The organism is Pseudomonas sp. Sample_23 (assembly GCF_004307595.1).
Classification (GTDB): Bacteria; Pseudomonadota; Gammaproteobacteria; order Pseudomonadales; family Pseudomonadaceae; genus Aquipseudomonas; species Aquipseudomonas atacamensis.
Map to the genome: position 1 here is coordinate 69423 of NZ_RCNX01000039.1, position 10881 is coordinate 80303.

A 10881-nucleotide genomic window follows, 5' to 3' on the forward strand; every position below is an offset into this window, starting at 1 on the left:
CAAGGCGCGGCGTTACACCGCGCGCAGAACCTCTGACAGGTCGGCGAGGGTTTCGATCAGTGCTGTTGCAAGTTGCCGTAGAGCTTGGCGTACAGACCGCCGTCGGCGATCAGCTGACGGTGGTCGCCGTCCTCGGCGATCTGCCCGCCGTCGAACACCAGCACGCGGTCCGCCTGTTTCACCGCCGACAGGCGATGGGCAATGATCAGCGTGGTGCGGCCATGGAGAAATTTCGCCATCGCCTGGTGCAGGTTGTACTCGGTGGCGGCATCGAGGGCCGAAGTGGCTTCGTCGAGAATCACCACTTTCGGCTCGGCGAGAATCATCCGTGCAATCGCCAGACGCTGGCGCTGACCGCCGGACAAACGCACGCCGGAGCGACCGACGATGCTGTCGAGGCCAGCTGGCAGCGCACGGATGGTCGCGGCCATCTGCGCGATTTCCAGCGCCTGCCAGCAGGCTTCGTCGCTGCGCATGCGGCCCATGGTCAGATTGGCGCGCACGCTGTCGTTGAACAGCGCCGGATGCTGCAGCACCACCGCGACGTTCTCGCGCACCGTCTCCAGACCGATTTCCTGCTGAGTCGACCCACCGAAGCGAATGGTCCCGGCCGCTGGCGTGTACAGGCCCAACAGCAATTGCACCAAGGTGCTTTTGCCGCCGCCGCTGGCGCCGACGATCGCGACTTTTTCGCCGGGCAGGATCGACAGGTTCATCTGATCCAGCACCAACTCGTCGCCATAACCGAAACTAAGGCCTTGCACCTCGATGCCGACGGTGTCGCGCCCCTTGAACGGATCGACGCCGCCGGGATACTGCGGCTCGTCGGCACGCGCCAGCAGTTCATTGATCCGAGTCAGCGCACCGCCCGCTGCGTAGTAGGCGTATTGCAGATTGAGCAGCTGTTCGACCGGGCCGATCATGAACCACAGGTAACTGAACACCGCGAGCATCTGCCCGATCGACAGGTCGGAAAACAGCACGGTGAGCATCGCCGCCGCGCGGAAGATGTCGATGCCGAACTGGAACAACAAACCACTGGCGCGGTTCGAGGCGTCGGTTTTCCACTGCGAGTTGACTGCGTAGTTGCGCACCTCCTGCGCGCGCAAACCGAGGCGCCCGAGGAAATAGCCCTGACGGTTGCCGGCGCGCACTTCCTGAATCGCATCGAGAGTTTCGCTCAGCGCCTGAGTGAAGCGCGAGGTGCTGTCGTTCTCGAGTTTTTTCAGGTGCTTGACGCGTTTGCCCAGCTGCACCGTGGCGTAGATCACCAACGGGTTGAACAGCAGAATAAGCAGCGCCAGCTTCCAGTGCATCCACATCAGAATGCTGGCGGTGCCGACCAGGGTCAGCATCGCGACGAGGAAGCGGCTGAGGGTTTCGCCGACGAATTTGTCGAGGGTATCCAGATCGGTGACCAGGTGCGTGGTCACCGTGCCGCTGCCGAGGCTTTCGTATTCGCCGAGGGAAATGCGCTTGAGCCGCTCGATCAGGCGCACGCGAATGCGGTAGACGATGTCCTTGGCCAGGCGCGCGAACAGGCGCGACTGCAACACGCCAAAACACAGGGCGCTGCAACGCAAGGTCAGGGTCACCACCAGCATCAGGCCGATATAACCCGCCGCCTGCTGCCACATGCTTGGCAGAAAATGATTCATGACTTTCAGTGCGGCATCGCCGTGGCCGAGCAGCACTTCGTCGACCAGCAACGGCAGCAGCAACGGGATCGGCACGCTGCACAGCGTCGCCAGCACAGCCACGCCGTTGGCGATCCACAGGGATTTCTTGTGATGCAGTGCCAGACGCCGGACTTCAGCCCAGCTCAGCCGGTCGACACGCTCTACGGCTGGCGTGTCATCGGCACGGTCAAACACAGGCCGCGCGCTCCAGCCAGCGGCCGAGCAACGGCGACAGCTCGCTGAGCGGTTGATAACCGTTGGTCAGCAGCGCCAGTTGCCCTTTGCGCTCGGCCAGCAGGGTCGGAAAACCGGCGATGCCCAGATCCTGGACCCAGGTGAAATCGGCCTGGGTCGCCTTGTGCTGATCGGCATGATCGAACAACGCGGCGAATTCGATACGCGGCACACCGGCCTGCTCCGCCAGTTCGACCAGCACGCTGGCCTGGGTGACATCGCGACCTTCGGCGTAGAACGCCTGCTGGATCATCCCGACCAGTGTCCACGCGCAATCCGGCGCCAGACTGCGCGCGGTGACAATCGCGCGACAGGCAGGCTCGGTGTCGTAGACAAAACCGTCAGGCAACGCGCCATCGAACTTGAACGGCTGGCCGGTGGCCTGGGTGACCGCTTGCCAGTGCTCAAGAATGTAGCGCCGCGTGGTCGGCTCCAGCGCCGAGCCGCTGCCGGTGCGCAGACCGCCAACCACCAGATGCAGCTCGACCCCGGCTGCCTGTGCCTGCTCGACCAGTGCCTTGGCCACCGGAGCAAAACCCCAGCACCATGAACACATCGGATCCATCACATAGAGCAGGCGCGCAGACATGGTTAAGCCTCGGTGGATGCTTGCTTATAGTTGTAGCCGATCGGGTGCGGCTGGTTGCGTGCCTTGGCCAGTTCGATCTGCTTTTGCCGATCGATGGCGCTGCGCCGGGTTTTCTCGCTGAGCTTGTCCCAGCAGTGCGGGCAACTGATGCCGGCGACATAGTGCTCGGAGGCGCGATCTTCAACGCTGACCGGCGTGCGGCAGGCATGACATTGATCGTAGTCGCCTTCCGTCAGGTCGTGACGCACGGTGACGCGGTTGTCGAAGACGAAGCAGTCGCCGCGCCACTTGGTTTCTTCCTGCGGCACCTCTTCGAGGTACTTCAGGATGCCGCCCTTGAGGTGGTAAACCTCTTCGAAACCTTCGCCGAGCATATAGCTCGAGGCTTTCTCGCAGCGAATGCCGCCGGTGCAGAACATCGCGACCTTCTTGTGCACGGCCGGGTCGAAGTGTTCTTTGATGTAGTCGGGAAACTCGCGAAAACTGGTGGTTTTCGGATCGATGGCGCCTTCGAAGGTGCCGATCGACACTTCGTAATCGTTGCGCGTGTCGATCAGCAGCACTTCCGGGTCGCTGATCAGCGCGTTCCAGTCCTGCGGTTCGACGTAGGTGCCGACCTTCTTGTTCGGGTCAACGCCTTCGACGCCGAGGGTGACGATCTCTTTCTTCAGCTTGACCTTGGTGCGATAGAACGGCTGCTCGTCGCAGTACGATTCCTTGTGGTCGATGTCGACCATGCGTGGATCGTTCTTGAGCCAGGCGAGCAGGCCGTCGATGCCTTCGCGGCTGCCGGAAACCGTGCCGTTGATGCCTTCTTCGGCGATCAGCAGAGTGCCTTTGATGCCGTTGTCGACCATCGCCTGCAGCAGAGGCTCGCGCAGGTCAACGTAATCTTCGAGGGTGACGAACTTGTACAGTGCCGCCACGACAATCGGTTGTGTCATGGGTATTTCTCCAGGTGGCTACCCTCGCAAAGGGTGAACCGGATTCAAAAAAAACGCGCCGGCTAAGCGGCGCGTTGCGGATTCTAGCAAAAACATGATGTGTTTTGGATTTACTCAGTCTTCTGTGACAACACAAAACCTGTGGCGAGGGGATTTATCCCCGTTGGGTGGCGAAGCAACCCTAAACCCATTCAGCCCCGTTCCTTCTGCCAGGACCGTGGTTACAGGGCTTACGACTGCTGCGCAGCCGAACGGGGATAAATCCCCTCACCACAAAAATCCCGCCACATCCAAAATCAGTGCTTGCTACCGCCGGCACAGGTCGGCGACGCCGGGGCGCCGTCGATCTCTGCCCATTCCTGCGGGGTGTAGGTGTGCAGCGCCAACGCATGGAACTCGCCCATCAGCTCGCCGAGCGTGCCGTAGACTTTCTGGTGGCGCTTGACCCGGTTCAGGCCTTCGAACTGCGCGCTGACCACCACCGCCTTGTAGTGGGTCTGAGACCCGCGACTGTGCATGTGGCTTTCGTCGAGCACTTGCAGGTGCTCAGGCTGCAACAGGGCCAGCGTCGATTCGATGCGTTGTTGCATGGTCATCACGAACTCCGCTTACTTCTTCTTGGCTGGCGCCGCGGCCGGGGTCAGCTCTTTGGTCATGTCGTCGAGCAGCTTGTTGACCACTGGCACCGCGCTTTCCAGTTTGCCCTGGGTCATCTGCGCCGATTGCTGGGTCAGCTGCGGCATTTTTTCCAGGACCTTTTTGCCCAGTGGCGACTGGTAGAAGGCAACCAGATCTTTCAGCTCGGATTCGCTGAAGTTGCTGGTGTAGAGCTTGACCATGTCGGGCTTGAGCTTGTTCCAGCCGATGGCCTGGTCCAGCGCAGCGTTGGCCTTGGCCTGGTAGGTTTCGAGCACGGCTTTCTTCGACTCAGGGGCTTTGGTCTGTTCAAAGCGCTGGGCGAACATTTGCTGCACTTGCATGTACACCGGGGTACCCAGCTTGTCAGCGTGAGCCAGCGTCAGGAAAGCTTCGGCACTGGCGTTGTGGCTGGCGGTATCGGCAAGCACCTGGCCGCTGGCGCAAACCAGTGCAACCGCGGTACAGATGGCGCGAAGACGAGTCATCGAGTTTCCTTTAAGCAAAGCGAGGTCGAACCCCAAGGGCGACCATTCTGCGCCTAACAATCGCTGTGGCTCAACCCCCGGCCCTTGCCGCGCTTGATTGGCGGGGTTTTGCGGTCAACAATCGAGCCGATGGAACCACCCGGGCCGATGCCGGCCTAAATTGCGCCAACAGACCAACAGGAGTGTGCACGATGAGCCGTATCGAAACCGACAGCCTGGGCCAGATCGAGGTCCCGGACGACGCTTACTGGGGTGCTCAGACGCAACGCTCGCTGATCAACTTCGCCATTGGTCAGGAACGCATGCCGCTACCGGTGCTGCACGCCCTGGCGCTGATCAAGAAAGCCGCCGCACGGGTCAACGACCGCAACGGCGACCTGCCCGCCGACATCGCCCGCCTGATCGAACAGGCCGCCGATGAAGTGCTCGCCGGCGAGCATGACGAGCAGTTCCCGCTGGTGGTCTGGCAGACCGGCAGCGGTACCCAGAGCAACATGAACGTCAACGAAGTGATCGCCGGTCGCGCCAACGAACTGGCCGGCAACCCGCGCGGCGGCAAGTCGCCGGTGCACCCGAACGATCACGTCAACCGCTCGCAAAGTTCCAACGACTGCTTCCCCACTGCCATGAGCATTGCCACCGCCAAAGCGGTGCAGGAACAACTGCTGCCGGCGATTGCCGAGCTGTCCGGTGGCCTTGCCGAACTGGCGGCGCGACACATGAAACTGGTGAAGACCGGGCGCACGCACATGATGGACGCGACGCCGATCACCTTCGGTCAGGAACTGTCCGGCTTCATCGCGCAACTGGATTACGCCGAGCGCGCGATTCGTGCCGCGCTGCCGGCGGTTTGCGAACTGGCTCAGGGCGGCACCGCCGTTGGTACCGGTTTGAATTCGCCACACGGCTTCGGTGAGGCGATTGCCGCCGAACTCGCAGCACTGTCCGGTTTGCCGTTCGTCACCGCGCCGAACAAGTTCGCCGCGCTGGCCGGTCATGAACCGTTGGTAACGCTGTCGGGTGCACTGAAAACCCTCGCCGTGGCCTTGATGAAGATCGCCAACGACCTGCGTCTGCTGGGCTCAGGTCCTCGCGCAGGTTTCGCTGAAGTGAAGCTGCCGGCCAACGAACCGGGCAGCTCGATCATGCCCGGCAAGGTCAACCCGACCCAGTGCGAAGCGCTGTCGATGCTCGCCTGCCAAGTGCTCGGCAATGACGTGGCGATCGGTTTTGCCGCCAGTCAGGGGCACTTGCAGCTGAACGTGTTCAAACCGGTGATCATCCACAACCTGCTGCAATCGATCCGTCTGCTTGGTGATGGCTGCAGCAACTTCCAGCAGCACTGCATCGCCGGCCTCGAACCGGATGCCGAGGTCATGGCCAAGCATCTGGAACGTGGATTGATGCTGGTGACCGCGCTGAACCCGCACATCGGTTATGACAAGTCGGCGGAGATCGCCAAGAAGGCCTACAGCGAAGGGCTGACTTTGCGTGAGGCGGCGTTGCAGCTGGGTTATCTGACGGATGAAGAGTTCGACGTTTGGGTGCGGCCGGAAAACATGATCGAGGCTGGCGCCAAGGGCTGAGTCATTTAGCGCCTGAAAATCCGTCTTCGCGAGCAGGCTCGCTCCCACAGGAAAATTGCATTGCAAAGTGGGAGCGAGCCTGCTCGCGAATTCAGGCGCCGCCGATCGTCAGCCTGGCACAACCCTGGCCCGCCGCGCCCTGAGCCCGGCAATCAACGATGGCCCCAACGCCACCAGCGCCGAACCCAGCACCACCAGCACCGCCCCGCCATAGCCCAGCGCATTGATCTGCTCGGCATGCACGAAGTCCGGCCAGATCCGCGCCGCAATCGCCACCGCCACAAACGTCACCAGCGGCGTGATCGCCAGCGTCGCGCTGACCCGCGATGCTTCCCAGTGCGCCAGTGCTTCGGCGAATGCGCCGTAAGCGATCAAGGTGTTCATGCAGCACGCCAATAGCAGCCAGCCCTGCAACGGGCTCAGGTTGAGCGCTTCAAGCGGATGCACCCACGGCGTCAGCAATAACCCGCAGAACAGATAGATCACCATCATCACCTGCAACGAATTCCACACCGTGAGCAATTGCTTCTGGCCCAGCGCATAGAAGGTCCAGACCGTCGACGCCAGCAGCACCAGGAGCACGCCGGCTGTGTAATCAGACAGCGAGGTCAGCAGCTCGGCCAGGCGCTGATTGAAGAACAGGCCAAAGCCGACCAGCAACACCAGCAGGCCGATGCCCTGGCCGATGCTGAAGCGCTCCTTGAACACGAACAGGCTGGCGATCAGCAACATGATCGGCCCCATTTGCACCACCAATTGCGCGGTGCCGGGGCTGAGCAGGTTGAGGCCCATCAGGTACAACACGTAATTGCCGACCAGCCCCAGCACCGCCATCAGCACCAGCCAGCCCCCCTTCGGCCCGAGCACCTTGCGACTCGGCAGGCGTTTGACCGACGCCAGATAGATGAACAGGCAACCGCCGGACACCATCAGGCGAAACCAGGTCACCGTGACCGGGTCCATCACCTGCAATACCTGTTTGAGCTTGATCGGCAGGATGCCCCACAGAAACGCGGTCAGCAGCGCCAGGAACAGTCCGTACACCCAGCGCCCCGATGAAATGTGCATGCGAACCCCAAAAGCCTGCTGACAAGAACACTCATTCTAGGCGTCCGGCTGCGCACAACACAGGGACAGTTACCGGCAGGCCGCGAATGAAACTGTGCAGGTCGCAGCAGTAAACCGGCGCGCCGCCGTTGATCGGCCGGGCAGGCGCGCCAAGTGCTTCAGGCATAAGCTGATTGCAGACTTTTCAACGCATTGATCAGGGAGACCGACATGTACGCCATGCGCGCCGAGGACAGCGCCCCCGCCACCCGTTTTCGCAGCGACCGCGTGTGTCGGGTCAATGGCGAGCTGTATTTCAGCACCCGGGAAAATACCCTCGAAGGGCCGTTTGACGGTCAGGTGATCGAGCGGGAGATTCAGGCTTATATAGCGCGGATGCAGCGGCGGGATTCCAGCCGCTGAACCGTGGCGCTGCCTTCGCGAGCAGGCTCGCTCCCACAGGATTTTGGTGAACATTGAAATTATGTACACCCTGAACCTGTGGGAGCGAGCCTGCTCGCGAAGGGGCCTGAACAGGCAACCAATCCTTTAGCGCACCGCCTCAAACAATCCGCTCGCCCCCATCCCGCCACCCACGCACATGGTGACGATGCCGTAGCGCAAATTGCGCCGCTGCAATTCCCGGATCAAATGCCCGACCTGACGCGAGCCGGTCATGCCGAACGGGTGGCCGATGGAAATCGAGCCGCCGTTGACGTTGTACTTGTCGTTGTCGATCTCCAGCCGGTCGCGGCTGTACAGGCACTGCGAAGCGAACGCCTCGTTCAATTCCCACAGATCGATATCCGCCACTTGCAGGCCCTTGGCCTTGAGCAGTTTCGGCACCGAGAACACCGGGCCGATGCCCATTTCGTCCGGCTCGCAGCCGGCGACGGTGAAGCCACGGAATAACGCTTTCGGCTTGAGCCCCAGTTCCAAGGCTTTGTCCAGGCTCATCACCAGTGTCATCGAGGCACCGTCGGACAGCTGCGAGGAATTGCCCGCCGTCACCGAACCGTCGTCGGCGAACACCGGTTTCAAACCGGCAAGGCTTTCGTAGGTGGTGTCCGGGCGGTTGCAGTCGTCGCGCTCGACGACGCCGTCGACAATCTGCACTTCGCCGCTGTTCTTGTCCTCGACGCGATATTTCACCGCCATCGGCACGATTTCATCATCGAACAAACCCGCGGCCTGGGCCTGGGCCGTACGGATCTGGCTTTGCAGCGCATAGCGATCCTGGGCCTCGCGGCTGACACCGTAACGGCGCGCCACCACTTCGGCGGTCTGGCCCATGCTGTAGTAGATGCCGGGAGTCTGTTGCTTGAGCAGCGGGTTGATCAGATGATCGGTGTTGACGCTTTTCAGGGTCAGGCTGATCGACTCGACGCCGCCGGCAACGATGATGTCGCTGCAACCGGAGGCGATCTGGTTGGCGGCAATCGCGATGGCCTGCAAGCCCGAGGAGCAGAAACGGTTGAGGGTCATGCCGGCGGTGCCGGTGCCCAGGCGCGAAAGCACCGCGACGTTGCGCCCGATGTTGTAGCCCTGCGCGCCCTCGTTGGAGCCGGCGCCGACGATGCAGTCCTCGACGCTGGCCGGGTCGATATCGTTGCGGGTCAGCAGCGCATTGACGCAGTGGGCCGCCATGTCATCGGGGCGGGTCTGGTTGAACTTGCCGCGAAAGGATTTGGCCAGGCCGGTCCGCACGCTGTCGACGATCACCACTTCACGCATGGCATACCTCATTGTTGTTGTCGGTTGAGAGTGGACCTGAGCATAAGTCCACCTTCTTGCCGACCGCGAGGATCATTCACCCGGCGTATGCGCGGCCATCGCCTCAGTCCTTGTGCTTTTTGGCCTTCTTGTCGGATTTCTCGAACGCGTCTTCCAGCGCGCGGTTGATGGTGCGCAACACTTTCACCCGCGCCCAGCGTTTGTCATTGGCCTCGACCAGCGTCCACGGCGCGATCTCGGTGCTGGTGCGATCGACCATGTCGCCGACCGCCCGGCGATAGTCGTCCCACTTTTCCCGGTTGCGCCAGTCGTCCTCGGTAATCTTGAAGCGCTTGAAGGAAATCTCTTCGCGCTCCTGAAAGCGCTCCATCTGCGTGTCCTTGTCGATGGCCAGCCAGAACTTGACCACGATGACGCCGGCATCGGCCAGTTGCTCTTCGAAGTCATTGATTTCGCCGTAGGCGCGCAGCCAGTCGGCCGGAGTGCAGAAGCCTTCGATCCGCTCGACCAGCACCCGCCCATACCAAGAGCGGTCGAACACGGTAAATTTGCCCCGCGCCGGAAGGTGTCGCCAGAACCGCCACAGATACGGTTGTGCGCGCTCTTCTTCGGTCGGCGCAGCGATCGGCACGATGCTGTACTGACGCGGATCGAGCGCCGCTGCCACGCGGCGAATCGCCCCGCCCTTGCCCGCCGCGTCGTTACCCTCGAACACCGCGACCAGCGCATGGCGACGCATGCGTTTGTCGCGCATCAGCCCGGACAGGCGCGCCTGCTCGGTGATCAGTTGTTCTTCATAGTCTTTCTTGTCCAGACGCTGGGTCAGGTCGAGGCTGTCGAGCAGGTTCAACTGATCGACCGGCGTGCCCAGCGGCGCGGCACTGACTTCGTGGGGATTGACGTCGGCGCGCTTGAGCGCACTTTGCAGGCCTTCGAGGAGAATCTTGCCCACCGCCAGGCTGCGGTAATTGGCATCGACGCCTTCGATGACATGCCACGGCGCGTAATCGCGGCTGGTACGGCGCAGCACGCGCTCGCCGTATTTGACGAACTTGTCGTAGGTCTGCGACTGCTGCCAGTCCAGCGGGCTGATGCGCCAACTGTGCAGCGGATCGTCGGCCAGCGATTTGAGCCGCGCTTTCATCTGCTTCTTGGACAGGTGAAACCAGAACTTGAAGATCAGCGCGCCTTCATCGCAGAGCATTTTTTCCAGACGCTCGGCGCCGGCGATGGCCTGGTCCAGACGCGGATCCTTAAACAGTCCGTGCACCCGGCCCTGGAGCATCTGGCTGTACCAGTTGCCGAAGAACACGCCCATCCGGCCCTTGGCCGGCAGCATCCGCCAGTAGCGCCAGGCGGGTGGCCGCGCCAGTTCTTCATCGGTTTGTTGGTCGAAGGTGCGCACTTCGATCAGGCGCGGGTCCATCCACTCGTTGAGCAGCTTGACCGTCTCGCCCTTGCCCGCCCCTTCGATGCCGTTGATCAGGATGATCACCGGAAAGCGTTTCTGCTGCTGCAACTCGAACTGCGCTTCCAGCAAGGCTTCACGCAGCGCAGGGACCGCCGCCTCATAAGTGTCTTTGTCGATGGCGTGACCGATTTCAGCGGATTCAAACATTGGACGGCTCCTTCCAGGGTTCAGCAAGACTAGCGGATTGGGCACGGGCGCAGGGCAGAAATTCCCATGAACTCAGGACGGGATGAGAACTTTGTGGTGAGGGGATTTATCGTTGACTGGCTGTGCAGTAGTCGTAGATACGGGAAGTGTGGTTTGGATCGGGAAACCGGGGTGGATGGTTTTGGGACTGCTTCGCAGTCCAGCGGGGATAAATCCCCTCGCCACAGGGTTCTTTTCACTGCGAGTCTTGTGGTTTTGGGACTGCTTCGCAGTCCAGCGGGGATAAATCCCCTCGCCACAGGGTTCTTTTCACTGCGAGTCTTGTG

Annotated in this window: 10 protein-coding genes; 2 read left to right on the plus strand and 8 right to left on the minus strand. The window is 61.7% G+C overall.

The window, feature by feature from the left end; translation table 11 throughout:
* Window positions 1–56 precede the first annotated feature (56 nt).
* The 5 genes from D8U82_RS10305 to D8U82_RS10325 form a co-directional block, all read right to left on the minus strand.
* Window positions 57–1874, minus strand: coding sequence for an ABC transporter ATP-binding protein (locus D8U82_RS10305; protein WP_130902155.1), 1818 nt, complete (start codon window positions 1872–1874; stop codon window positions 57–59).
* Complete coding sequence (locus D8U82_RS10310; RefSeq protein ID WP_177434127.1) at window positions 1867–2469, minus strand: DsbA family protein; 603 nt, start codon at window positions 2467–2469, stop codon at window positions 1867–1869. The genes D8U82_RS10305 and D8U82_RS10310 overlap by 8 nt, the downstream gene beginning before the upstream one ends.
* A 35-nt stretch (window positions 2470–2504) precedes the next feature.
* On the minus strand, window positions 2505–3446 hold the full coding sequence (locus D8U82_RS10315) for a rhodanese-related sulfurtransferase (protein WP_016770934.1): 942 nt from the start codon (window positions 3444–3446) through the stop codon (window positions 2505–2507).
* A 296-nt stretch (window positions 3447–3742) separates the two neighbouring features.
* Window positions 3743–4042 (minus strand): BolA family protein, encoded by a 300-nt coding sequence (locus D8U82_RS10320; RefSeq protein ID WP_016770935.1) that lies wholly within the window; start codon window positions 4040–4042, stop codon window positions 3743–3745.
* Between the two features lie 12 nt (window positions 4043–4054).
* Window positions 4055–4570, minus strand: a complete 516-nt coding sequence (locus tag D8U82_RS10325) for a DUF2059 domain-containing protein (RefSeq protein WP_016770936.1) — start codon at window positions 4568–4570, stop codon at window positions 4055–4057.
* Window positions 4571–4761: 191 nt separating this feature from the next.
* Between D8U82_RS10325 and D8U82_RS10330 the strand changes: the two genes are divergently transcribed.
* Complete coding sequence (locus tag D8U82_RS10330; RefSeq protein WP_130902157.1) at window positions 4762–6156, plus strand: class II fumarate hydratase; 1395 nt, start codon at window positions 4762–4764, stop codon at window positions 6154–6156.
* Between the two features lie 108 nt (window positions 6157–6264).
* Here D8U82_RS10330 and D8U82_RS10335 read toward each other — a convergent pair whose 3' ends face one another.
* On the minus strand, window positions 6265–7224 hold the full coding sequence (locus D8U82_RS10335; protein WP_130902158.1) for a DMT family transporter: 960 nt from the start codon (window positions 7222–7224) through the stop codon (window positions 6265–6267).
* Window positions 7225–7434: 210 nt separating this feature from the next.
* On the opposite strand from D8U82_RS10335, the gene D8U82_RS10340 reads away from it, so the two are divergent.
* Window positions 7435–7626 (plus strand): DUF6316 family protein, encoded by a 192-nt coding sequence (locus D8U82_RS10340; protein WP_130902159.1) that lies wholly within the window; start codon window positions 7435–7437, stop codon window positions 7624–7626.
* 126 nt (window positions 7627–7752) lie between these two features.
* Here D8U82_RS10340 and D8U82_RS10345 read toward each other — a convergent pair whose 3' ends face one another.
* Complete coding sequence (locus D8U82_RS10345) at window positions 7753–8937, minus strand: thiolase family protein (protein WP_130902160.1); 1185 nt, start codon at window positions 8935–8937, stop codon at window positions 7753–7755.
* 103 nt (window positions 8938–9040) lie between these two features.
* Entirely contained in the window at window positions 9041–10555 is a 1515-nt protein-coding gene (pap, locus tag D8U82_RS10350) for a polyphosphate:AMP phosphotransferase (protein WP_016770941.1), read from the minus strand.
* Between the last annotated feature and the right edge of the window lie 326 nt (window positions 10556–10881).